This is a genomic window from Providencia sp. PROV040 (assembly GCF_032706145.1).
Classification (GTDB): Bacteria; Pseudomonadota; Gammaproteobacteria; order Enterobacterales; family Enterobacteriaceae; genus Providencia; species Providencia hangzhouensis.
Genome location: NZ_CP120530.1, coordinates 3,760,730 through 3,784,675, shown reverse-complemented (window position 1 = coordinate 3,784,675; position 23,946 = coordinate 3,760,730). Strand labels below are relative to the sequence as shown.

At 42.3% G+C, this 23,946-nt stretch carries 23 protein-coding genes; 15 read left to right on the top strand and 8 right to left on the bottom strand.

Annotated features, from left to right (window positions below; translation table 11 throughout):
• Window positions 1-7 precede the first annotated feature (7 nt).
• Genes P3L40_RS17520 through P3L40_RS17495 form a run of 6 tightly spaced genes read right to left on the bottom strand, consistent with a single transcriptional unit; the run spans window position 8 to window position 4,392 of the window.
• Complete coding sequence (locus tag P3L40_RS17520; RefSeq protein ID WP_136135465.1) at window positions 8-673, bottom strand: urease accessory protein UreF; 666 nt, start codon at window positions 671-673, stop codon at window positions 8-10.
• 21 nt (window positions 674-694) lie between these two features.
• Window positions 695-1,171, bottom strand: coding sequence for an urease accessory protein UreE (gene ureE, locus P3L40_RS17515; RefSeq protein ID WP_072503027.1), 477 nt, complete (start codon window positions 1,169-1,171; stop codon window positions 695-697).
• A gap of 23 nt (window positions 1,172-1,194) precedes the next feature.
• Window positions 1,195-2,898: an urease subunit alpha gene (ureC, locus tag P3L40_RS17510; RefSeq protein WP_112307494.1), complete on the bottom strand. Its 1,704-nt coding sequence runs from the start codon at window positions 2,896-2,898 to the stop codon at window positions 1,195-1,197.
• Window positions 2,899-2,900: 2 nt separating this feature from the next.
• Window positions 2,901-3,224 (bottom strand): urease subunit beta, encoded by a 324-nt coding sequence (locus tag P3L40_RS17505; RefSeq protein WP_004257906.1) that lies wholly within the window; start codon window positions 3,222-3,224, stop codon window positions 2,901-2,903.
• An 8-nt stretch (window positions 3,225-3,232) separates the two neighbouring features.
• The gene (locus tag P3L40_RS17500; RefSeq protein WP_136135464.1) at window positions 3,233-3,535 is read right to left on the bottom strand and encodes an urease subunit gamma; all 303 of its coding nucleotides are present in this window, start codon (window positions 3,533-3,535) and stop codon (window positions 3,233-3,235) included.
• A gap of 20 nt (window positions 3,536-3,555) precedes the next feature.
• Window positions 3,556-4,392: an urease accessory protein UreD gene (locus P3L40_RS17495; protein WP_210853186.1), complete on the bottom strand. Its 837-nt coding sequence runs from the start codon at window positions 4,390-4,392 to the stop codon at window positions 3,556-3,558.
• Between the two features lie 414 nt (window positions 4,393-4,806).
• On the opposite strand from P3L40_RS17495, the gene P3L40_RS17490 reads away from it, so the two are divergent.
• The 6 genes from P3L40_RS17490 to P3L40_RS17465 all read left to right on the top strand — a co-directional run bounded on the left by P3L40_RS17490 (window position 4,807) and on the right by P3L40_RS17465 (window position 10,646).
• Window positions 4,807-5,697 (top strand): AraC family transcriptional regulator, encoded by an 891-nt coding sequence (locus P3L40_RS17490; RefSeq protein WP_004257901.1) that lies wholly within the window; start codon window positions 4,807-4,809, stop codon window positions 5,695-5,697.
• Window positions 5,698-5,937: 240 nt separating this feature from the next.
• Complete coding sequence (locus P3L40_RS17485; protein ID WP_247605836.1) at window positions 5,938-7,491, top strand: ABC transporter substrate-binding protein; 1,554 nt, start codon at window positions 5,938-5,940, stop codon at window positions 7,489-7,491.
• The gene (locus P3L40_RS17480; protein WP_072503031.1) at window positions 7,491-8,459 is read left to right on the top strand and encodes an ABC transporter permease; all 969 of its coding nucleotides are present in this window, start codon (window positions 7,491-7,493) and stop codon (window positions 8,457-8,459) included. The genes P3L40_RS17485 and P3L40_RS17480 overlap by 1 nt, the downstream gene beginning before the upstream one ends.
• Window positions 8,456-9,268, top strand: coding sequence for an ABC transporter permease (locus P3L40_RS17475; protein WP_004257889.1), 813 nt, complete (start codon window positions 8,456-8,458; stop codon window positions 9,266-9,268). Before P3L40_RS17480 ends, P3L40_RS17475 begins: the two co-directional genes overlap by 4 nt.
• Window positions 9,262-10,038, top strand: a complete 777-nt coding sequence (locus P3L40_RS17470; RefSeq protein WP_136135461.1) for an ATP-binding cassette domain-containing protein — start codon at window positions 9,262-9,264, stop codon at window positions 10,036-10,038. The genes P3L40_RS17475 and P3L40_RS17470 overlap by 7 nt, the downstream gene beginning before the upstream one ends.
• Before the next feature lie 14 nt (window positions 10,039-10,052).
• Window positions 10,053-10,646, top strand: coding sequence for an ATP-binding cassette domain-containing protein (locus P3L40_RS17465; RefSeq protein WP_228677443.1), 594 nt, complete (start codon window positions 10,053-10,055; stop codon window positions 10,644-10,646).
• A 32-nt stretch (window positions 10,647-10,678) separates the two neighbouring features.
• Here P3L40_RS17465 and P3L40_RS17460 read toward each other — a convergent pair whose 3' ends face one another.
• Window positions 10,679-12,223, bottom strand: a complete 1,545-nt coding sequence (locus P3L40_RS17460) for a S8 family serine peptidase (protein WP_210853188.1) — start codon at window positions 12,221-12,223, stop codon at window positions 10,679-10,681.
• Between the two features lie 258 nt (window positions 12,224-12,481).
• Here P3L40_RS17460 and P3L40_RS17455 point away from each other — a divergent pair, with 258 nt between their 5' ends.
• The gene (locus P3L40_RS17455) at window positions 12,482-14,539 is read left to right on the top strand and encodes a TonB-dependent receptor family protein (RefSeq protein ID WP_164565468.1); all 2,058 of its coding nucleotides are present in this window, start codon (window positions 12,482-12,484) and stop codon (window positions 14,537-14,539) included.
• A 39-nt stretch (window positions 14,540-14,578) separates the two neighbouring features.
• Here P3L40_RS17455 and P3L40_RS17450 read toward each other — a convergent pair whose 3' ends face one another.
• Window positions 14,579-15,295 (bottom strand): Crp/Fnr family transcriptional regulator, encoded by a 717-nt coding sequence (locus tag P3L40_RS17450; protein WP_004257865.1) that lies wholly within the window; start codon window positions 15,293-15,295, stop codon window positions 14,579-14,581.
• 95 nt (window positions 15,296-15,390) lie between these two features.
• On the opposite strand from P3L40_RS17450, the gene P3L40_RS17445 reads away from it, so the two are divergent.
• The 8 genes from P3L40_RS17445 (at window position 15,391) to P3L40_RS17410 (ending at window position 23,943) form a co-directional block, all read left to right on the top strand.
• Window positions 15,391-16,479: an ABC transporter substrate-binding protein gene (locus tag P3L40_RS17445; RefSeq protein WP_096864055.1), complete on the top strand. Its 1,089-nt coding sequence runs from the start codon at window positions 15,391-15,393 to the stop codon at window positions 16,477-16,479.
• Window positions 16,472-17,491, top strand: a complete 1,020-nt coding sequence (locus tag P3L40_RS17440) for a FecCD family ABC transporter permease (protein ID WP_196732470.1) — start codon at window positions 16,472-16,474, stop codon at window positions 17,489-17,491. Before P3L40_RS17445 ends, P3L40_RS17440 begins: the two co-directional genes overlap by 8 nt.
• Entirely contained in the window at window positions 17,488-18,228 is a 741-nt protein-coding gene (locus P3L40_RS17435; RefSeq protein ID WP_004257851.1) for an ABC transporter ATP-binding protein, read from the top strand. The genes P3L40_RS17440 and P3L40_RS17435 overlap by 4 nt, the downstream gene beginning before the upstream one ends.
• 36 nt (window positions 18,229-18,264) lie before the next feature.
• Complete coding sequence (locus P3L40_RS17430; RefSeq protein ID WP_004257847.1) at window positions 18,265-18,615, top strand: cupin domain-containing protein; 351 nt, start codon at window positions 18,265-18,267, stop codon at window positions 18,613-18,615.
• Window positions 18,616-18,628: 13 nt separating this feature from the next.
• Window positions 18,629-19,399: a class I SAM-dependent methyltransferase gene (locus P3L40_RS17425; protein WP_210853190.1), complete on the top strand. Its 771-nt coding sequence runs from the start codon at window positions 18,629-18,631 to the stop codon at window positions 19,397-19,399.
• Window positions 19,400-19,613: 214 nt separating this feature from the next.
• Entirely contained in the window at window positions 19,614-21,815 is a 2,202-nt protein-coding gene (locus tag P3L40_RS17420) for a TonB-dependent siderophore receptor (protein WP_164565464.1), read from the top strand.
• A gap of 83 nt (window positions 21,816-21,898) precedes the next feature.
• Complete coding sequence (locus P3L40_RS17415) at window positions 21,899-22,999, top strand: ABC transporter substrate-binding protein (RefSeq protein WP_136134336.1); 1,101 nt, start codon at window positions 21,899-21,901, stop codon at window positions 22,997-22,999.
• A gap of 284 nt (window positions 23,000-23,283) precedes the next feature.
• Window positions 23,284-23,943, top strand: a complete 660-nt coding sequence (locus P3L40_RS17410; protein ID WP_004257829.1) for a transcriptional regulator — start codon at window positions 23,284-23,286, stop codon at window positions 23,941-23,943.
• The last annotated feature ends 3 nt before the right edge of the window (window positions 23,944-23,946 follow it).

Sequence of the window (23,946 nt, the reverse complement as noted above, 5' to 3'; positions counted from 1 at the left end):
CATTTTCTCATGAACGAAAAAGTCGTGTGTATTGGGTTTCATGCCGACTACTGGCAATAATTTGTGCAGGTGTAAAACTACCAATATCGTCTAATGGCCAGATTGCCGATTGCGCAACCACTTCGGGTATGCGCTCAGCAAGGGTAAATAAAATATTTTGCCCCGCGCTTTGCCCTAAAGGGATAAGCTTAACACCGGACATCACCGTGTTTTCTAGCCAACCCCATGCATACGCGGTGCACAATTTTTCAACGTCAATTTGCCAATTTACCGCGGCGAGGGCGAAGGCCATTAGCTGGGTTTGTTTCACGCAGGTTTGCAGGTTAGCATCCAGTTCAATGCCTAGTTGAGGCAGCAATCGTGCAAAAGCAATTCCTCGTTGCCGCTCTTCTTGGCGTAGTTCTTTGGTTTCACGGCTGGCAATCATAAATTCACACCAATATTTCACCGCTTCAATATCACCAAGGGAAAGGGAAGCCTGAATTTGCCGTAAAACGGGAAGCTCTAATGTTGCAATGGCATGCGTCATTTGTGCGGTTAGCCAGCCTGCAAGGGTATTTGGTGTTGTTACCCAGCCTTTTTCAATCGCCCATTCTAAGCCTTGTGAATAGGTAAACGAGCCAACAGGTAAAGAAGGACTAACTAACTGGTATAAGCGCAGATCTGCTAACATAGGCACACTCCCTGAACCTGATTAGTGATGGTGATCATCGTGGCCGTGATGGTGGTGGTGACCACCTGATGAGCCGCCATAAGCCCCCGGTTCCGGTTGGTATTTTTCTAAACCGACACTAACCGTGGCACCTAACCCACGCGCCATATCATCTAACACATGATCATGAAAATAACGGCACCAACCCGCTTCAATTTGCAAAGGAACATGGCGGTTGCCTAAGTGATAGCAAACGCGGGCGAGCAACAGAGCGTCATCGCTGTAAACGGTAGAAACTTGCTCTTTCGCGGCTTCGATTGTGACTAACTCACCATCTTCAGTGGATAAAACGTCGCCTTCCTTCAGGATGGTTCCGCGCGGCAAAAATAGCCCCGCTTCTTGCCCATCACTTAAGGTAACTTTTAAACGGCTTTTGGTGCGTTCATCCATGGTTAAGCACAGGGTTAATGCGCTTGGTGAATGGGGTTGTGGGGCAACCACTTTAATAAATTTTTTCATTTTCTGGCTCTTTTAATTAGGGGTCAGAATAAAAAGTAACGTTGTGCCATCGGTAACTCAGTCGCAGGTTCGCATACCAGTGGGATACCATCGGCTTTGACGATATAAGTTTGCGGGTCAAGTTCGATATGTGGCACATAACTGTTGTGCACCATAGAGGCTTTGCTAATGCTTCGGCAGCCTTCAACTCGGCCTATTTGGCTCTGTAAGCCTAATTTTTCAGGAACACCTGCTTCAATACCTGCTTTTGACATAAAAATCATTGAGGTATGGTATTTTGCTTTACCTAACGCTCCAAACATCGGGCGGTAATGTACAGGCTGTGGTGTTGGGATTGCGGCGTTAATGTCACCCATTGGCGCATAGGCGACCATTCCCCCTTTCATAATTAGGGCGGGTTTGATGCCAAAAAATGCAGGGTCCCATAATACGATATCAGCTAACTTGCCTATTTCTATCGAACCGACTTCATGGGCGATACCGTGAGCGATAGCGGGGTTAATGGTGTATTTCGCCACATAACGTTTGATACGGTTATTATCGCTTTCTGGTGTGTCACCTTCTAAAGTTCCGCGCTGTAATTTCATTTTATGGGCGCACTGCCAAGTGCGAGTGATAACTTCACCAACGCGCCCCATGGCTTGTGAGTCTGAAGACATCACAGAAATTGCGCCCATATCGTGCAAAATATCTTCCGCAGCAATGGTTTCACGGCGAATACGAGATTCCGCAAAAGCCACATCTTCTGGAATTGATGGATCTAAGTGGTGGCAAACCATTAACATATCCAAGTGCTCATCAACGGTATTGATGGTGTATGGCATAGTTGGGTTGGTCGATGCAGGCAGAATATTCGGTTCTCCGACGGATTTGATCACGTCAGGGGCATGGCCACCGCCAGCACCTTCCGTATGGAATACGTGGATCACTCGTCCTGCAATGGCCTTCACGGTTTCTTCATAAAAACCGCCTTCATTTAACGTATCTGAATGGATAGCCACTTGCACATCCATTTCATCAGCCACATTCAAGCAGTTGTGAATAGCCATTGGGGTAGCGCCCCAGTCTTCGTGAATTTTTAAGCCAATGGCACCCGCTTCAATTTGTTCGCGAATCGCTTCGGGCCTACTGACGCAGCCTTTACCAAATAGCCCGACGTTGATCGGTAGTTCATCAACAGCTTCTAACATGCGGTACATATTCCAAATACCGGGGGTGACGGTAGTGGCATTAGTGCCAGCCACAGGGCCAGTTCCACCGCCTATAAAGGTGGTAACACCGGAAACAAGACCTTCTTCTGCTTGTTGTGGGCAAATAAAATGGATGTGGGTATCAACGCCGCCCGCGGTGATAATTTTACCTTCGCCTGCAACCACTTCGGTACCGGGGCCGATAACGATATCGACATTGGGTTGAACATCAGGGTTACCTGCTTTACCAATCCCCGCAATACGGCCATTTTTGATCCCGATATCCGCTTTAACAATGCCCCAATGGTCTAAAATAATGGCGTTGGTGATTAGCACATCGACACACAGGTCACTGGTGACTTGGCTTTGGCCCATGCCGTCACGAATAACTTTACCGCCACCAAATTTGACCTCTTCACCATACGTGGTGAAATCTTTTTCGATCTCTAGAAATAATTCTGTATCAGCTAAGCGTAAACGGTCACCTGTTGTTGGACCAAACATATCTGCATACGCTTGACGAGAGATTGTTTTCATTATTAATTCTCACTCTCTAATTTACCCATGACTTTGCCATGGAAACCATATATTTCTCGCTTGCCGCTAAAAGCCACGAGTTCAACTGTGCGGCTTTGTCCTGGTTCAAAACGTACCGCCATGCCCGCAGGGATATTCAAACGAAAACCGAGTGTATTTTCGCGTTCAAATTTTAGGGCGTCATTGACTTCATAAAAATGATAGTGAGAGCCAATTTGAATCGGGCGGTCACCATGGTTGGCAACTTGTATCGTTTGGGTTTCTCGGCCTGCATTTAGTTCGATATCACCCAAAGCGTGGTTGACTTTAATTTCACCGGGGATCATTTTGTTACCTATACAATCGGGTCGTGAATAGAAACCAGTTTTGTGCCATCAGGAAATGTACATTCCACTTGGATGTCTTTGATCATTTCTGGCACGCCTTCCATTACCTGCTCTGCGGTTAACAGGGTTCGGCCTTCGCTCATTAATTGGGCGACAGTTTTACCATCACGTGCGCCTTCCATAATCGAACAACTGATCAGCGCGACGGCTTCAGGGTAATTGAGCTTTAGCCCACGGGCTAAACGCCTTTCAGCTACGAGGCCTGCTGTAAAAAGCAATAATTTATCTTTTTCTCTTGGGGTTAATTCCATTTTTTGCTCCTAAAAAACGTTTAAGTTGCCCAAATACGCGGTGGTTCTGGGCAATAACCTAACCAATATTGTCTTGTTGCCTGCCAAATATGGGCAAAGCAAGCCATCATCGGCTCGGTTTGAGAACCTAATAACCGTAATACTAAAATGCCGTCTACATCAGTTAGCCCATATTCAAGCGGTCTCACTTCCGTAGAGAAAAACACGGCCAAACTCTCGTGAAGTTCGGCTTTTAACTCATCGCTAGCGGGGTAGATATACAAGGAACCGACCATAGGAAATTCACGCATGACGGCTGATTGTTTTTGCGAACCTTCGATAAATATGGATTCCGCCAAGGTGAGTTTGTCATCAATATAAAACTGCAAGCGGCCCCGAATATCACCGTTGTCGAATTGCTCGTTTAATACTGGGCGCCCTAAACATTGGATTTCCCAGCCGACAAATTTTGATGAACTAGCGATTCGAACGTGGGTTTCTAAGCGAACTTGAGCCTCAGGGAAAAAAATATTTTCTTGAGGTAGCCATTCTAAGAACCCATTGGGCGCAACAGTTAATGTTTGTACTTGTCGCGCAACACCGCCCGCACTGCGATAAAATTTTGTCGCACCGGGCGTGGTCAATAACGCATGGGCGTATGGTTGAACATCAATATTAATAAGGAGTTTATCCCCCCCGACAACGCCACCGGGTGGATGAAGTAAATAGGTGTGTGCAATTCCTTGCTCGGGGTAGAATGGCCGCTGAACCATTAAAGGGCCGATATGTTGTTTATCCGTTAAGCGGGTGACGCCACGTTTTAGTTCATATCGTAAGAAGATTTCAGCTAACCAGCCTGATCCTGAAAAATCAGACATACTTTCTCCTGCAACTCAGTCAACTAAAAATACGCGAACATGTTTAGCTATACCCCAGCCAAAATTGGGTATTTGTGATGTAAAAGCTAATGCAAGTAGGGTAGGATGTGAATGAACGCCAAAAATCATTATTATTATGCAGTGTCGTAGGCTGCATGTGTATGCCGCGCGATTCTACACCTTATATCGAAAATTGCCTTTCAATTAAACAGCATTTTATTTAGAAAATATAACAACCATCAAAATAACAGTAAAAAATGAACGTATATCTATATTGCGATTTCAACGCAACCGGACTATATTCTCAGCCGCACTGATATAGAGCTGATATGTTTTGTTTCATTACTTTATATCTATTCAACAATCCCTTTTCTTGGGAAGTCATTCTGACATTAACAGCAGTTTATAGAGATTATGGAATATAAATTCTTTCTTTCAGAAAGCCAGATGGTGTTAAAAGCGTTTTATATTGAAAGCGCGATGATAGCCATGCTAACTGGCGCGAAAGGAAATATCGTGATCAATGGCCAATCCATTGAAATTGAAAGCGATGTCACCTTAATTATTCCTAAATACAGCCAAGTTTCCTGCAATATTGTGTGTAATACCGTGAAGCAGCCGCTTGAGTTGCACACGTTATCGATGTCAGCAGAAGAATTACAAGCGGTATTTTTATTACTGAAAACATTGATGAAGTCCGGTGCGCCTCTGACTAGCCACCAACCCATCTACCATATTTCTCCCCCAGAAACTGTGAGAGATAACTTTAGTTTGCTAAAACAATGCTTACCATTAAAAAAACAGAGTGCATCCCAAGAAGCATTGTTAATGAAACAGAGCCTATATTTTATTTTAATGGCGATATATCAAGAAGGTATCGATATTCTGAATCTTTTTCGTTTCAATTACGATGAACCGAAAAACCAAGCGATCACCCATTTGATAACCCAAGAACCGCAAAAAAAATGGCATTTAGACGATGTTGCGAAAGCGTTATTTACGACCCCTTCAACGTTGCGCCGCCATTTGAACCGCGAAGGGGTGTCTTTTCGCCAATTATTGTTAGATGTTCGTATGGGGATGGCATTGAATTATTTAACGTTTTCGAATTATTCTGTTTTTCAAATTAGTCATCGCTGCGGTTTTGGTAGCAATGCTTATTTTTGTGATGTCTTTAAGCGAAAATATAATATGACGCCTTCTCAGTTTCGGTTGCAATCAAGGCAGTCGAACGACCCTAATTTTATTACTAATTTGTCCTTGCGATCTAACCCAATTGAATTTGACAAAGAAATTGATGAGTAGTTGTTAAGATAGGTCAAATAACCACTTAATTTTGACGGTTTCTCTAATAAATTCGCTGTTCTATTGATGTAGCGCCTAGCAATCAGGGCATTAAATTTAATATAACTCATATTGGTTACTCTACACATAGCGAATATCTCACCGATAGCGACACCAATGAAAATAACGGCATTGGTGGTTTGAAATAAAAAATAAAACCTATCTATAGAGGGATGTATGATTAAAAATATCGTTGCAGCAATGTGCCTGATGGGGCTCACACTGCAAGCTCAAGCCGTGGAACCTACTCAATCACAAACCTTACGTTTAGCTATTGGTTCAGAGCCCACTGAAGGATTTGACCCTATGCTTGGGTGGAGCCATGGCAGCTATCTACTGTTGCATAGCCCATTATTGAAACAAAAGGCTGACCTCTCATGGCATAGCTATGTGCTTGAAAGTTATCAACATAATGCCGATGGTAAACAGTGGACACTTAAGCTGAAAAAAGGCTTAAAATTTTCCGATGGCTCACCATTGACCGCCAAAGATGTGGTTTTTACTTATAACAATGCCGCGGCAAGTGGCGGTAAGGTGGATATGGGCAACTTTGCCAAAGCAGAAGAAGTTGACCCGTTAACCGTGAAGATCACGTTATCTTCCCCACAAAGTACCTTTGTTAATGTACTAGGCTCGCTAGGGATTGTTTGTGCAGATAAATATGATGCGAAAACCTATGCACATAACCCGATTGGCGCAGGCCCTTATCGCTTAGTCGCATTCCAGCCGGGGCAGCAATTGATTGTCGAGCAAAATCCGTATTATGCAGGGCCAAAAAATGACTTTGGTAAAATGGTCTTTGTCTTCCTTGATGAAGATGCGGCCTTTGCTGCGGCACAAAGCAATCAACTGGAAATCGTTCGTATCCCTGCCGCAGTAGCAGCGAATGTTAATGATGTGAAAAACATGAAATTGGTTGAGCGCTATAGCGTGGAAAACCGCGGTATCTCTTTCCCGATTCCACCCGCGGGTGAGAAAGATGCTCAAGGTAACCCTATCGGTAACGACATCACTTCTGATGTTGCTGTCCGTAAAGCGATTAACTATGCACTTGACCGTAAACTATTGGCAGAATCCGTATTGGAAGGCTTTGCCGTACCGGCTTATACTGGCGTCGCAGGGCTGCCATGGAATAACCCAGACTCCGCTTTTAAAGATGGTGACCTTGAGAAAGCCAAATCTATTTTAGAAGAGGCGGGGTGGAAGCTGAATAAAGAAGGCCTACGTGAGAAAAATGGTAAAGTGGCGAAACTGACATTATGGTATGCCAGTGGTGATACCACACGTCGTGACCTTGCTCAGGCAATCCGTTCAAGCTTAAAACCGATTGGTATCGAAATGGATTTAAAATCGGGAAGTTGGGAAACCGTTGAACTACAGATGCATGCTAACCCAACACTGTTTGGTTGGGGAAGCTTAGACCCGATGGAAATTGTCCATAATTACAGCAGCAAAGCAGCTGGTGTTGGTTTTTATAACCCCGGTTATTATAAAAATGCGGCAGTTGATGAACTAATCGAAAAAGCGTTAGCACAAGCTGACCAAGACGCAGCGATTCCATTATGGCAACAAGTGGATTGGAATGGTAACACGGGTGTTGGTATTAAAGGCGATGCCCCATGGGCTTGGTTGATGAACCTGCAACATATTTATTTACTGAATAATTGTGTTGATTTAGGGACTAGTGCCCCTGAAATTCATGGTTCTTGGTCAGTATTAAATAATGTCGATGAATGGGCGTGGACCTGTCAGTAATGCGAACCGCACTCGGGCTTTTATTGCGATTTATTTGTTTATTAACCGTAACGGCAGCGGGAATTTTTATCCTGCTGAGTTACTCGCCTATCGACCCAATAAAAGCCTATATCGGCAATGACTTACTGCATGTTCCCCCTGAGCAATATGCGCTAATTGCCGCGCGATGGGGGCTTGATCAGCCATTATGGGTACAGTTCTGGCGTTGGTTTTCACAAGTGTTACAGGGGGATTTTGGCTATTCCATGCTCTATAACACCCCAGTAATTCAAGTGATTGCTGACCGCCTTGCGCCTTCTTTAGCTCTACTTATTAGTTCTTGGCTGTTCTCTGGAGTTGTTGGTTTTGCGTTGGGTTTAGTGGCTGGGCGTTATTTAAACCGCTGGCCAGACAAACTCATCTCAACATTATGCTATTTACTGGCTTCAATTCCTGTTTTTTGGGTAGGCTTGCTGTTGTTGTCTTTGTTTGCGGTGACATTACAGTGGGCTCCGATATGCTGTGCTTGGCCGATAGGCTTGGATGAGCAAACGGCAACATTTTCACAGAAACTTCATCACCTAGTTTTACCTGTCATTGCGTTGGGTATGTTAGGCGTAGGTAATATCGCATTGCATACACGTGCCAAAGTTGTTGAAGTGATGAGCAGTGAATTTATTCATTACGCACAGGCTCAAGGGGATAATGGTTGGTCGATGATTGGGTTTCATGTACTAAAACATGCTATTACCCCGGCAATTTGTTTACAGTTTGCTTCTATTGGTGAATTACTAAGTGGGGCATTATTAGCAGAAAAAGTATTTGCCTATCCAGGCTTAGGTCAGGCGACGATAGATGCGGGGCTACGTGGAGATATTCCCTTGTTGATGGGGATCGTCATGTTATGTGCCGCGATAATATTTTTTAGCAATACGGTAGCTGACAGCCTACTAAAAAAAGTGAATAAGGGAGTGATGAGAGCGTCATGACATATAACCCTAATCGCGCTTTATTTAAGTTAGCTTTTTCGTTGCTTTTGCTGGTTGTTGTCAGTATCTATGCGTTTGGTCTCTCCCTCAATGATATTGAAATGAATTTACTTGATAGGCGTTTGCCACCTTCGTGGGCTCATCTATTTGGTACAGATAATTTAGGGCGTGATTTATTTGCCAGAACCTTTCAAGGGGTGGCAACTAGCTTGCAAATCGGCCTTATGGCAGCGGTTACCAGTGGTTTTATTGCACTTGTCATGGCCGGTTTATCTTCAATAAGCAAAGTGATGGACTATGTAGTGCGTGGCGTTATTGATGCCATGTTGGCATTGCCACATCTTTTATTACTGGTATTGATTTGTTTTACGTTGGGTGGTGGAAAAATGGGGGTGATTTGGGCCGTTGCACTGACACATTGGCCAAAATTAGCCCTAATTTTACGTTCAGAGTTACAACGAGTTAGCCAGTCAGATTATATTATGTTATCTCAACGTATTGGTAACAGTGCGTTTTATCGCTGGCGTTATCACTATTTACCGATGATTTTGCCTCAATGGATGGTAGGAACGTTGTTAATGTTTCCCCATGCGGTTTTACACAGTGCGGCGTTAAGTTTCTTAGGCTTTGGTTTATCGCCCCATGAGCCCTCATTGGGTATTTTATTGTCCGATGCATTGCGTTATCTCAGCACAGGAGCTTGGTGGCTGGTGGTTTTCCCAGGCATTGCCTTAGTTGGGCTAGTGTTATTATTTGACCAATTTGCTAAAGCTTTGCAGCAGCTTTGGTTGAAGGGGGCCGTATGTTGAGTCTTGATAATCTCACCGTGGATGTCGCGCAATTTCGTTGGTTAGGGCGCAAGCGTTGGGCTCCGTTACTACACGGAATTTCCTTGGATATTCGGCCCGGTGAGATGGTTGCACTGGTGGGTGGGAGCGGGGAAGGCAAGAGCTTGTTATTACAGAGTGTTTTGGGGTTACTTCCCCATAATATGCGCTGTCGTGGCGGTATTCACCTTAATGGTAAAAAACTGACCGAACAAAACAAAGCGCAGCACCGTGGTAATACATTATGCTATATACCTCAAGGAGTTAGCGCACTTAACCCATTAATTCGTATCGGGCCACAATTAGAACGTGCCGCAGTGTTAAGTGGGCAGCATATTAAAATGCACGATGTTGCGCGGCACTTACAGCAATATAATTTGCAAAGCTCACTAGTGGATAGCTACCCAAACCAGTTATCCGGTGGAATGGCAAAGCGGGTACTCGCCAGCAGTGCGACACTCTCTTGCGCGCAATATATTTTAGCGGATGAAATTTCATCATGGCTGGATGATGACCATGCTACACAACTGCTCGAAAACATTAAATCGCTTTGCCACGATGGCCGAGGTGTTTTATGGGTCACCCATGATTTATCCATGGCTGTGCGTTTTGCTGACCGTATTGCCTTATTGCGTAACGGAGCGTTGGAAGAAGTGTTAAGCAGCCAAAAGCTACAACAAGGCGGCGGTGGAAAATGGCTGCAATCGTTGTGGAATGCGTTACCGGAACATCAATTTATGGCAAGTAAATGAGTATCACTGAACCTATTTTACAAGTAAATAATTTATGCATTGAACAAGGTGGGCAGCGGCTGTGGGATGGCTTTAGCTTATCACTGACTAGCGGTGAACGTCTTGGGATATCTGCGCCCAGTGGTTTTGGGAAAACCACGTTGGGCCGAGTATTAGCTCAGTGGCAAAAGGCATCCCAAGGAACCATTTTGTTTGAAGGGCAACCGTTACCTCAACAAGGTTATTGCCCAATTCAATTAGTCCCCCAACATCCCGAAAAAAGCTTTAACCCCTATCGCAAGGTGGGGGCGAGTTTATTTGATGCTTGGCAGCCAGAAACCCATTGGTTAGAGCGCTTTTCGATTAAACCTGCTTGGCTTGAAAGGCTTCCCAGTGAGTTATCGGGTGGTGAACTTGCTCGTATTGCGTTACTGCGAGCCCTTGACCCGCGAACGAAAATTTTAATTGCCGATGAAATCACCGCACAGTTAGACGCCAATTTGCAAAAAGAAATTTGGCAGTTGTTAGTGAAATTATCCGAAGAGCGACCACTCGCAATGGTTATTTTTAGCCATAACAAAGCGTTATTAGAGAAAGTGTGTAGCCGGGTTATCTCACTAGTCAAATAATAGGCCGATATTATGGCTTAACGATAACAGAATTATTCAGTAATTTGGGCAAGCTTATCAATTTCGTTTAATAACTGATTTACATTGGGCCGATAGCCTATCCCATCGTTAACACCTTCCGTATAGGTCGATTTTCTTATCAGTTCGCGCATTCCCCACGCTGACAGAATAATTTGATGCTGTTTAGCATAGCTTTGAATTAATGCGAGTGCACCTGAACATAGTGGTGTTGCACTCGATGTTCCTGAATAACGGTCGGTATAATTGCGTTCATTGCCGGGGTGTTTTTGTAGTTTTCCATAGCCTGTGGTGGTCACACTCCAATCTCCCCATGAATTAATCAGTGAGCTTGTTTGATTATAATTTGAAAAAAGCGCACGTTTACCTGTATGGTGGTAGCAAGCGCCTACTAACATGCTGCCATTGTCACCGAAATCATCCATAACCTCGGGTTTGCTTAAATCCAAGCCACCATTCCCTGCTGCTAGAAGAACGGTTGCACCTTTATCGACCATAATTTTAATTCTTTCCCACCAATTACGGATGGATGTGATAGGAAGCAATTTATTCTCAATGCGAAATTGGAGGTCGAAACTAACAATGTCACCCGGCTGAGTATCATCCGTAAGTTGATCCAAGTCGTCGGTATCATAGAAATAAAATTGGCAACCATGTGCAATGCCAGTGACACCAAATTCATTTTTAGTCGCAATTATGCAACCTGTTGAAGCGGTACCATGGTTACAATCTTGCGTTTCAGGCCGACTACTTACCACAGCAAGGTTTGCATCTTTAAAGTCTTCGTGGTTTTGGTATACACCAAAATCCATATGGCGAACAACCGCTAGCGAGCCATCAATATTTTTTGCCCATGCCTCTCTCACATTCATGCCCATTGGTGCATCTAAATATTTTTGTAACTCGGTGAAATCGGGGGTTATCTCATCACTGCTAATCTTTTCTTCAATAGTTTGGCTATTTATAGGGAGTTTGGGGGGCTGGTAGCCTGTTGTGTTGGGGCAGATGCAGCAGTAGCTGACACAATCTAATTTTTCAAGCCGTTGCGATAGTTCAAGCAAATCGTCATAATTATTTTCTCCATAAAGGTTAAAATATTCCCATTGCGTAACGGAAGAGCGAATATTTAATTTAATCAAAATTAATTTTGAATTAACTAATTCATTTGATAAAGCATTCATAATAAAATGCAAACTTTTTATTTCAGATTTAATTTCTAAAAAATAATTATCAATCCCATCTATTTTATGGTTGATGGTTTTCGATTTTACTTCTGCTTTAATTTTTTTATTGATTTCCTGATGGGGAAGACGATAGCTAACAGGGCTATCAATTAAGTGTAAAATATTTTTATTACTATCAACAAATGAGATAGTTACATGGTAGTTTCCCGACTTACTTACCTTGAAAAGATAATGGTCATTATTAGTTGATATGGTTTCTATATTTTCATTATCTAAAAATAAGCTAATGGTGACTGTTTTTTTGTTTCTATTATCAAAATTAACGACAATACCATTTGAATCCTTATCGATAAATTTAAAGGTTTTTATATTCATATATTCTCTTTTTATATAACATATGTTGATATGTTTTTAATTATTTAAGCATTAGGTTGGGTACGTTATTTAAAAGTGAAAATGAATTTACGACAAGATTGATAATTTAATAGAATTTAATGGAAACTATAATTTTAATATAAATAATAAATTAATTTATTTTGGTTTTGACAAATGTCATAGGGATATCTAAACCCATCTTCTATTTTAAACCCCTTAAATAAAAATGATAACCATTACTGTTATTGGGGTGAATATATGTCTTATCGTTTAAAACGGCACCAATTGGCGCATTGTATTGCACTCACTTTAGGTATAGGAACTTTGGCGACACCAATTGGGTTCGCTGCACCAGCAGTGACATCGGACAAACTGATCGTCACGTCTTCAACAGGTCAAAGCCGTTTGTCACCGAGTGAACAGCAAGAAAAAGGCAAGCTTGAAAAAGTGGCTGGCGGAACAAATTTAGTTGTTATCGAAAAAGAGACTCGCCTTGCGACCTTACAAGATGCTCTTGATTATCAGCCAGGGCTAGTGATTCAAAATTTCTTTGGGGGGATTGACCAGCCACGTTTGAATATTCGTGGGTCTGGAGTACAAAGCGCACCGCTTGCTCGTGGCGTATTGCTGCTCCAAGATGGCTTACCTGCAACAGATGCAGACGGCAGTTTTCACATCAGCACCTTAGAAATGCGTGATGCGCGGATGGTAAGTGTACGCCGCGGCGCAAATAGCCTTAACCCACAAAGTAATAGTTTGGGAGGTGAATTGGATGTGCTCTCTTACACGGGGCGAAACGAGCAAGGCCGCCTACGTTATGAGTACGGCTCCCATGGTCGCGAAGGGTTACAAACGGCATTTGGTGGCGTTTCTGACGATGGGGTATTTGATGGTCGTGTAAATTTCACTTATGACCATTTTGATGGCTATCGCAAACACTCTGCTTCTCAACGTAAAACGTTACGCAGCAACTTTGGTTATGTGACTAATAACTTTGAAAACCGAACTTGGTTGAGTTGGACAGATTTGCGCTTTGACGTTGCGGGGCCTGTTTCTGAAGAGGTACTCAATAATAACCCTACAGATGTGTACCCGATGGTGTGGCTACGTGACCCACACCGTAATGTTGAGCAATTCCGAGTGGCTAACCGCTCAGACTGGCAAGTGGATAACCAAGCGATTGGCGCTGGAGTTTGGCACATTCGTACTCATGATAATTTTACTACTCCCGCTTACTACCGTTTTAGCCGCAGCCACAGTGAAGGGCTACAATTCACCTATAATATTGAAACTGAACCCGTGACATACCGTACGGCACTTGCATGGGACCAAATGACCTTGCAGACTGAATTAATGCAAAACCGTAAAGGGACACCGGCAGACAAAACAAAAATAGGCAAATATGATGGCCGAGCTGAAAACCTCTATGGCAGTGTGGGGGTAGACTTACATATTACACCAACAGTGACAGTTAACTTAGATGTCAAAGGTACGCATGCACGCCGTGACGTAGAAAAACGACAAAGTCATTTGTCGTTAGACCAAAGTTGGACATTTTGGACACCAAAAGCGGGGGTTATTTGGCGCCCAACGGAAAGCCAGCGCTACTTTGCTAATATCAGTGCGAGTGAAGAACCTGCAACATTTTGGGAAATTATTAACTCTAGCAATGGAAAGCTGACGAAACTCTCACCACAAAAAGCCATTACTTATGAAATTGGTGGAGAAGGGGATGTCACTGATGGGTTGAAATGGAACCTTGCGTTGTACCGTAGCCAAATTAAAGATGAGTATATTACCACTTATGACAGTGCAGGGACGGTTGTTGGCGTGTTTAATTATGCCGCGAAAACCCGCCATCAAGGCTTAGAAGCTGGGCTGACAGGACGTGTTGGCGCAGGGCCGGGGGATATCAATTACCGAGTTTCATGGACTTATAATGATTTCCGTTTTATGGGGGGAGAGTATAACGGCAACTATATCGCAGGTATTCCTCGCAATATTGTCGCTGCCGAGGTGTTATATGAAATTGGGGATTGGAGCTTCGGGCCAAATATTCATTGGGCGCCAACGGATATGGCTGTTGATCACCAAAACAATCTCGATATTCAAAAACGTAAACATTACGCCGTATTAGGGCTTAAAGGTAGCTATAAACCAACAGAGCAGTGGTCTGTGTATTTATCGATGGATAATTTAACGGATGAACGTTATGCGACAACATCAGTTGCTAATCAGACCGTCACAGCAAAAGATAGCACCTTGTTCCCCGGTATGGGCTTTAATGTGAATGGTGGTGTAACCTATAACTTCTAATAATGAATAAACGCATTAATATTCGTTAATGCGTTATTCTTAAAATGGGCGCTGTGCAGAAATAGATAATTTCGTTAAGTAGTTTTCATTATGGATATGCACAGTGTCTTTCTCGATATCAATAAACCCTTTTTGCCGCCATCCAGAAACTAACCGACTGAGTGTTTCGTAACGTATGCCTAATTTAGCCGCGAGCTGGCCCCGAGATAAAGGCAAAACAATATTTGAAGTCAGTTGCTTATGTTTTAAATCGAGAATATAGGCCGCTAGCCGTTGTTCAGCAGAACTCGAAGTTAGCCAGTCGATATGGTTAATGTTCTCATATAGTTTGCTACTAAAACGCCTTAGCAGTTTCTCCATAATTTGCGGGCAGGCATGGCATAGTCGTAAAATATCGCGTTTATCAAGTAGCAAAGCTTCACCGTCGGTTTTTGCCCGTAAACTCATGGGATAACGGTTGTGAGGCATAAAAACGGCTGCGATGGCAACAATTTCCCCCGTACAAAACAAACCAAAAATTTTTTCTTCACCCAAATAGGTGTGGCGATACACTTCCATTTGCCCGCTGATCATCAAGGGGCAATGCTTAAATGGTTCCCCTTCATGGTTCAGAATTTCACCACTTTTAAAGCGAATATGGCCACAATTTTCCAGCAGTAATGCCAGTTTCTCATCTTCTACCCCATTAAACAGTAAGCACGATTTAAGGGCATTGAGTGATTGTGCATGGGGGAAAACGTTTTTGACAAATGTCATAGGTCATCCTCTTACGCCGTCTTAGAATGGCTTAAGTATAAATGATAATCATACACATTATCAATTGAGACGTTAGCAGAGAGCTGAATAACCCTATGATAAATAATGCTTTTAGACTCGCCGCCGTTTTTCTAACTTTCGGTGGAATAGCCAATGTATATGCATCACAAGCTGTTGATTTCACAGATATGTCAGGTGATAAAATTCATTTATCAGCCCCTGCAAAACGTATTGTCGTGATCCCAATCCCTGCCGCTTCGATGTTAGTTGGCATGGATGAAAGCAGCGAAAAATTAGTCGGAATGCATCCTTTTGCAAAGGTTGCTGCGCGAGATGGCATGCTAAGCCAAATGTTTTCTCCTGTTCTACAAGTGAATTCAAATGTGGTGGGTAACAATTTTACGCCAAACATTGAAGCATTACTTAATGTGGAGCCCGATTTAGTGTGGCAATGGGGGCATAGAGGAGATGACATTATTTCTCCTATGCGTGATGCAGGGCTCACCGTTGCTACGTTAGATTATGGGCAAGAACGCTATACGCAAGAGTGGGTTCGCCTAATGGGGCAAACACTTGGCCACAATGATAAAGCGCAAAAGATGATCCAGTGGCGGCAACAAGTTGTCGATGCATTATCGGCAACCACCGCTAAAATCCCAGAAGCGCAGCAGCCCCGAGTCCTGTACCTATCCCATTTTAACCAAAGTATTCAAACATTTGGCTCAACATCACACAATAATGCAGATTTTGCACTGGCGGGTGGGGTGAGCTTAAACCGCGACCTCACTGGGCCAAGAACCCTTAATATTGAGCAAATTCTGGTTTGGGACCCTGACATTATTCTATTGGGTAATTTCGAAGAAGGGTTATCGCCAGCTGATGTTTACCGCAACCCTATGCTAAGTGAAGTCACCGCCGTGAAAAATCAGCGTGTGTATAAGCTCCCTATTGGTGGTTTTATCTGGGATGCACCAAACCAAGAAACACCACTGTACTGGCAATGGTTATCGATGATTTTTCACCCAGAAACGATGAAAATGCCATTGCGTGAGGAAATTCGCCTTAGATATCAGCAACTTTATGGCTATGACGTGTCAGATGAGCAAATTGACGGAATTTTGCAAATAGAGATGAACAAAAGTAGCCAACACTACCTTTCTTTAATGGGGGAACCGCATGCGTAAGCCCCAATATCTTTGGTTCGTTTTTGCCATTTGCTTATTGTTGACTTTTGTTTTGGCCCTAAGCTGTGGGCGTTACCCAGTTTCGTTTTCCGCGGTTTGGCATATTCTCTATGACACTATTTTTGGTAATGAAATGATGGGGAACTATAGCCGAACGGAACAAAATGTGGTGCTGAATGTGCGCTTACCGCGTGTTCTGATAGCAGGAACGGCAGGGGCTGGGCTGGCGGTTGCGGGGGCTGCTTTGCAAGGTATTTTCCGCAACCCATTAGTTGGGCCGCAAATTATTGGTGTTTCATCAGGGGCTGCATTGGGTGGCGCGCTAGCTATTTTATTATTTTCTTCTTTGTTGATCACCATTTCATTGGCTTTCATCGGTGGGTTGCTAGCTATCGTGCTGGTTTTCTTATTGGGTTTGAATCGCCAAGGCAGCCAGCTATTAATGTTAATCCTTGCGGGGGTGATTATTAATGCTTTTTTTGCCGCATTAATTTCGTTAATTACCTATTTTGCAGACCCAAATAACACGTTACAAACCATTGTTTTTTGGCTTATGGGCAGCTTTGCCAGTGCGTCTTACCTCAAACTCAATATTGTTTTTCCTGTGGTATTAGTCTGTGTCTTGGTCATTTTTGCGCTGCGTTTTCGTATCAATGTGCTGTCTCTTGGGGAAGAAAATGCACAAGCCTTAGGGATGAAAATTAATAGAACCCGCTGGGCTGTGTTACTCAGCGTAACCTTGATCACCAGTGCGACAGTGGCGGTATCCGGCACCATCGGCTGGGTAGGGCTGATTGTTCCACATATTGCACGGCTAATGGTAGGGCATGATCACCGGATATTACTGCCTGCCAGTGCGGTCATTGGTGGGATTTATATGGTAGCTGTCGACACCTTTGCACGCAGTATGACGAACGCAGAAATTCCATTAAGTGTGATCACCGCACTGATCGGCGCCCCTATTTTTGCACTACTGATCCACACATTGAATAAAAAGGTGGCCGATTTATGATCCAAGTTGAACACCTTAATTTCAAAATAGCCCAACGCCAATTATTTACGAATGTTAGTTTTCGGCAACCAAAGGGCAGTATTGGCGCGATTTTAGGGCCAAATGGCCGCGGAAAAACAACTTTATTAAAACTACTACTCGGCTTACAAAAAGGATCAACAGGCAATATTTCCCTAAATGCACCCGTCGCTTATGTTCCACAGCTTAGTGGTTCACTGTTTCATTACTCTGTTCGCACTATGGTGAGTCTCGGGCGTATTCGTCATTTACCTTGGTATGCCTCACCCAATGAAAAAGATAACCAAATTGTAGAACAGTGTTTAGCGTACTTAGGCATAAGCAAATTTGCTGACCAACCCTTTAACTGCCTCAGTGGCGGGGAAAAACAAATGGTCATGATTGCGAGGGCATTAGCCAGCGAACCAGAAATTCTGATTCTTGATGAACCGACATCCGCATTGGACCTTGCCAACCAAGACAGTGTGCTCAGCGTTTTACGTGATTTAGCCATACATCGCGGAATGACTATCTTATTCACGAGTCATTATCCACAACATGCGCTGCATATCGCTGATTATTCACTGTTGTTATTTAACGGCAGCGGTTGTTTATTTGGTGAAACTGAACAAATTTTAACGGAAGAAAACCTGACACAACTGTACCAATTACCCGTCGCAATTACGCCAATGGATTATCAAGGCCGGCAGACCCAAGGGGTCATTCCGCTATTTAGATAACTGAATGAAAACGATTGAATTAAGGAATATTAAACGATGAGCAATAACACAATAACACCTTCAGAAGCGCTGATTATCAATCAGTTAATTAATTATACTGAACAAGGTATTGCAAGCCGCGTATTAGCGAAAAATGGCGGGGGAAATATCACCTTATTTGCTTTTGATAAAGGCCAAGCGCTGTCTGAACACAGCGCCCCTTTTGATGCGATTGTGATGGTTGTTGAAGGGAGCTTACAACTTACCATCGAAGGAAAGCCTGTAATGGCTAAACCGGGGGAAGTTGTCAGAATGCCTGCTAATATTCCTCATGCGGTAGATGCGCTTGAGCCCGCAAAAATGCTGTTAGTTATGTTACGTGAGCCTGAAACGGCTTGTACACATTAACTTGGAGGTGAAAATGGACCAATCATTTACCGCCCACGAAGCAGGGCACAAATTTCTAGCACGCTTGGGGAAAAAACGTTTACGCCCAGGGGGAAAAGAAGCAACCGAATGGTTACTTAGCCAATCAGGGTTACACAAGAACAGCCAAGTTCTTGAAGTCGCGTGTAATATGGGAACCACTGCCATTGAAATTGCCTCCCAATTCCATTGTCATATTACGGGTATTGATATGGACAAGCAGGCGCTCGTACAAGCACAAAAGAATGTTGCGAATAAAGGGCTAACAGATTTAGTGACAATCCAAATGGCGGATGCATCAAAACTACCGTTTGAGGACAACAGTTTTGATGTGGTTATTAATGAAGCCATGCTAACCATGTACGGCGATAAAGCGAAAGCGAAGCTATTGCAGGAGTATTATCGAGTACTAAAACCGAGTGGCTGTTTATTAACCCATGATATTGCATTTAAGGATGCCCAAGCTGTTCAAAGTGTGGTTTCCCAAATGCAGCAAGCGATTAATGTTAAAGCGCAGCCATTACCTGAAGCGCAATGGATAGAATTATTTCAACAAGCGGGCTTCCAGCAAGTGGTATCTCACACTGGGCGAATGACGTTGCTATCACCAAAAGGGTTGATTTACGATGAAGGCATTTTGGGTGCCCTAAAGATTATCCGTAATGCATTGAAGAAAGAAAATCGTCCCCAATTTTTGCGTATGTTCCGTCATTTTCGGCAAAATCGTGGAAAATTGAATTATATCGCAGTCGTTAGCGTGAAGTAATTAATAGGAATATCTTGCGCAAGGATGCGTGGCTAGTACTGAATAACCTTTCATTACCTATTGTTAATAATAATAATTCTTATATTTATCTTGATTATTAGTTACTGTTGATAATAATTATTTGATAAAATAATAAACAGTAATTTAGTTATGCATTGTGATTTATTTTTTAGATTCAATAACAGCAATTCTAATAATGTAAAGGTTTAATTTAATGAAAATAAAGCATTTTTTTATTATCTCTCCTTGCTTTCTCCCTTTTATTTCCCCCTCCGTATTTGGCGCCGATAAAAAAGAAGAGTCCATAACCGTATCTGCTACACGTGGTTATAAAACCGTTTCAGAAATGGCACAAACCACATGGGTGATTGATAATGCTGAAATTGAGCAGCAAGCTGAAGGTGGAAAAGAATTAAAAGATATTTTAGCGCAGCTTATTCCAGGAATGAGTGTCAGTGGCCAAGGGCGGACAAACTATGGCATGAATATGCGTGGCCGTTCAATGATTGTGATGGTGGATGGAGTACGCCTTAACTCTTCTCGTAGTGATAGTCGCCAATTAGATTCTATCGATCCTTTTAATATTAATCATATCGAAGTTATTTCAGGCGCAACGGCGATGTACGGTGGTGGTAGCAGTGGTGGCTTGATTAATATTGTGACGAAAAAAGGCCAAGAAGAAAAACAAGTTTCCCTGCAATTAGGTGGAAAAACAGGCTTTAACAGTGGTAAAGATCACGATGAAAATATTGCTGCAGCAGTAAGTGGTGGTAATGAGAACGCTCACGGACGTGTTTCTGTTGCTTATCAACGCTATGGCGGTTGGTATGATGGCAAAGGTAATGCGATTAATATTGATAATACCCAAACAGGGCTGCAATTTTCTGATCGTTTGGATGTGATGGCGTCAGGTACTATCAAAATCGATGAAAAACAACAGGTTCAAGCTGTTTATCAGCATTATAAAAGTGAGTCTGATGGTAAACACGGCCTCTATTTAGGAAAAGATTTTTCCGCAGTTAAAGGACAAGGTGAAGCTTATAACAGCAGTAAATTAAGTTCTGACCGTTTGCCGGGAACTGAGCGTAATTTGCTCAATTTACAATATTCAAATGCAGATGTATTTGGGCAGGATTTTGTTGCACAAGTTTATTATCGTGATGAATCACAAAAGTTTTATCCTTTCCCAACCCTTACAGGCAAAGATGTTACAAGTATCAGCTCATCGGATCAAAAAACCAATTTTTATGGAACTAAGCTGACGTTCAATAGCCAACCTATCGATGAATTAACGTTAACTTATGGTGTGGATGCAGAGCATGAGCAATTTCGTGCGAACCAAATGTTTTTTGATTTAGATAAAGCGAAAGAATCCGGGGGAATGGACTTAACTAAAGCTTTCCAAATTGGCCGCTATCCAAGCTATACCACGACGAATATGGCGACATTTTTACAAAGTAGTTATGACATTACGCCAATGTTCACGTTAAGCGGTGGTGTACGTTATCAGTACACAGAAAATAAAGTCGATGATTTTATTGGTTATGCACAGCAAGAAGCGATTGCTAACGGAAAAGGTAAATCAGCAGATGCAGTACCGGGTGGGAAAACGGATTACAACAACTTACTGTTTAACGCAGGGCTGCTGGTTAACTTAACCGAAGAGCAACAAACATGGTTTAATTTCTCTCAAGGCTTTGAAATTCCTGATATTGCTAAGTATTACGGAACAGGTGATTATGCGAAGACCCCAGATGCCAATGGCCACTATCATCTCAATAAAAGTGTTAACATTAATGATACCAAGGTAAAAGGAATTAAGGTTAACTCTTTCGAGTTAGGATGGCGTTACACAGGGGAAAACTTACGCACACAAGTTGCTACCTATTATTCTTTGTCTGATAGAAGCTATGGCATTAATAAAGATGACATGACCATCTATATGAAAACCGATAAACGCCGTATCTATGGGGTAGAAGGTGCGGTGGATTACTTCTTTGCTGACTCAGATTGGAGTGTTGGAAGTAACTTCAATCTACAAAAATCAGAAACTAAAGTGGATGGTAGTTGGGAAAAATGGAGCGTTGATTTCGCGAGCCCATCAAAAGTGAATGCCTATATTGGTTGGGAGCCGAATGACTGGGCGCTACGCTTACAAAGCCAGCAAACGTTCAATTTAACGGATGCGGCTGGTAAGAAACTCGATGGTTATAATACCGTTGATTTATTAGGAAGTTATATGCTACCAGTGGGTAAAGTTAGCTTTGCTGTCGAAAACCTGCTGGATAAAAATTACTCCACAATTTGGGGACAGCGGGCACAAAGCTTATATAGCCCTAAATATGGCGCTGCAAACCTGTACGATTATAAAGGCCGTGGCCGAACTTTTGCCCTTAATTACAGTGTGACTTTCTAATTTGATATTTTAACTAATGATAAGCCACTGTACAGTGGCTTTATTCATACCAACCTATTTAAATTTAAGGTAAAAGATTTTCCATGAAATTATTTCTCACAGGATTATTGTGCTTACTAAGCTTTTGGGGGCAGGCAAAAACGCCAACGGTGATTACCGACTTACAAGGTCGTGAAGTCACAGTTAATCTTCCCGTTGAAAAATTATTTTTGGTGGATAGTCGTGATATTTTGCCAGTGGATATTGCTGCGGGTAAAAGTGGGATATCTCGTATTGCGGGTTGGAGTGATTCGCTTACGCAGTACGCGCCAGATTTAAAACAAGCTTATTTCAGTGTGTTGCCTGAATTAGACAAAATTCCAACCTTAAAGAAAACTCGTGAAGCGGGTCTTCAAGTTGAAAAATTGATCGAATTAATGCCTGATGTGGTAATTATGCATAAGGCTAATTATGGTGCGATGCGTGATAGCCAAATTTTACCGCAACTTGAAGCCGCCGGTATTCAAGTTATTTTTATTGATTTTCGAATGGATATCGCGAAAAACACGCCGAAAAGCATTTTATTATTAGGGAAATTATTAGGAACACAAGAAAGAGCTGAACAGTTTGCGAAACTGTACCAAGAAAAATTAGATGCGATTGAAAGCCAATTAGCTCAGCCGTTTCCAACTGTTTTGATTGAAGCGAATGCAGGGTTATTTAGCGATAATTGTTGTCAACTTTATGGGCGTTCAGGTTACGGTTCTTTAGCGGCCCTGGCAGGTGGAAATAATCTAGTTGCAGATAGCTTTCCTGCAAAAGGGGCTGAAAGTTCCATTGAGAATATTATTACATTAAACCCAGAATATTATTTACTGACAGGCGCCGATTGGCACAACTTTAATCGTCGTTCGCTCGCAGTAAGCTTAGGATATAATGCAAATAAAGCTAACGTGCAGAAGCAGTTATCAGTATTAATGGATAGACAAGGGATCTCATCATTAACGGCAGTTAAAGAAAAGCGCGTTATGGCGATTTACCATAATTTTTACAACAATCCGATGAATATATTTGCCATTGAAGCTATGGCTAAATTTATGCATCCAGAACGATTTAGCACATTAAATCCAGAACAAAACTTAGTCGAATTCCAAAATCAATTTACAGAGATCCGAGAAACTGGCGTGTTTTGGGTGAGTTTATAAAAATAGGGCTGCTAACTTTTTGTTGGTAATAGAAACTAACAAAAAGTTAGGTTGCTAATTTGTCTCTGCATAGCTTCCCATTTATCAATAAACTCTCTGAAACCCCTTGTTCTATCATATCTCCCAGTTTTTTTATAAACTGGGAGTATTGCTATGTTAGTCATGGCAACTAAAAATTTGTTAGCTAGAATCAAGAGATAGATCACAAATTGCTCAAATCTTGATTGAGTCTCCATTATTATCTAACTAATATTTAGTTAGGATTAAAATAAGTTTGGTAGAAAATGAAAATTATTCAAGACAACTTTGAAATGTTATTGGCAGTTATGAAAGGAATTGCGGGCCAATTTGGCGACAATTGTGAAGTGGTATTACATGACCATAGCAAAGGGTTAGAAAGTAGTATTGTTGCAATTATTAATGGCCATGTTACGAAACGAAAGGTGGGAGACCCAAGTAGTAATTTAGGGCTTGAGGTACTGCGTGGGACAGATGTTGATGGCGACAAATACAATTATTTTACCCAAACCAAAGATGGGAAAATGTTGCGTTCAACTTCAATTTATTTACGTGATGAAACTGGCAAAGTTTCTGGGGCGCTTTGTATTAATCAAGATATCTCAGAATTTATTGCCGCAGAAAAAGCCATTCAAGGCATTACACAACGTAATAGTATTGAGCAAGATACGGTTAAGGAAGTTTTTGTCACGGACGTTAATGAAATTTTAGATCACCTTATTCAAGAATGCATGCAGGTTATCAAAGTCCCTGTCATCAATATGGGTAAAAAAGAAAAAATGGATGCAATTAAATTCTTTGATGATAGAGGTGCTTTCTTAATCAAAAAAGCAGGTGAGAAAATCTGTGAGTTTTTAAATATTTCCAAATATACCCTTTATACCTATTTAGCGGAATTAAAAGGGGAAGACAATAATGAAGAATAAGAG